This window comes from Facilibium subflavum, from assembly GCF_003574485.1.
Taxonomy (GTDB): Bacteria; Pseudomonadota; Gammaproteobacteria; order Francisellales; family Francisellaceae; genus Facilibium; species Facilibium subflavum.
The window spans coordinates 1-718 of record NZ_QLIT01000229.1 but is presented as its reverse complement, the minus strand read 5'-3'; the positions used below and the strand labels follow the sequence as shown (position 1 = coordinate 718).

The 718-nt window shown below is 40.7% G+C and carries 1 protein-coding gene; it reads right to left on the bottom strand.

The features are described 5' to 3' along the window. On the bottom strand, positions 1–634 hold a 634-nt coding region (locus DNK84_RS11860; RefSeq protein ID WP_162902428.1), incomplete at its 3' end, for an IS1634 family transposase. Positions 635–718: the final 84 nt, after the last annotated feature.

The following is a 718-nucleotide window of genomic DNA, read 5'->3' as shown; positions in this document are numbered from 1 at the left end:
AGCGTGGGCCTTCACTTGCGTTTAATGATTTTAACAGCTGTTGGCAGCGATCTTTAAAAATCTTACTATCACTTGTATTGCCATCAAAACTCTTCATCATCAAAGGGATGCCGCCATCTTGACTGTTCACCAGCTCCAGAACTACCTGATTTAAATCTGGACGGTGGTCCTTGGAGTAGCCTTTTGTCACCGTGATCGTTCTTTCATCACTTTCGGTGTCATACTCCCCAGAAACTGAAAAACTGGTTGTATCAATACTCGTGAAGCGCTGGCAAAGGTCAAGCTGATCGCAAACATGTGCTGCTATCTCAGTGTAAAGTAGCTCACAACCATAATCATGAATCGCATCTAAAACACGACCCAACCGGTGTCTATTCAGATCAGATGCCTCTATCTTTTGATCAAATAAAACATCAAGAGCCTTCGTTTCAAAAAACTGAGGCGTTAATGATAAGGGACGGCTGGCAAAACCTAAGCCATTCATGCATAAAGCAGCTAAAACCTCACCGGGTTTTACCTTCTCCTGGTCAGAAAAACCTAACTTCTTGTTCACGAAATCAATAATCCCAAACTTCTTAAATACCCCAGTTACTAATCCCAGATGATCCAGGTTCTTCGTTTGTAAAATTTCCATTTTGAATACAGCTTGCATATAACTTTGTGAAATATCCTACACGAAAAAACTTTAAAATGCTTTATTAGGCGTGATCAATGTGTG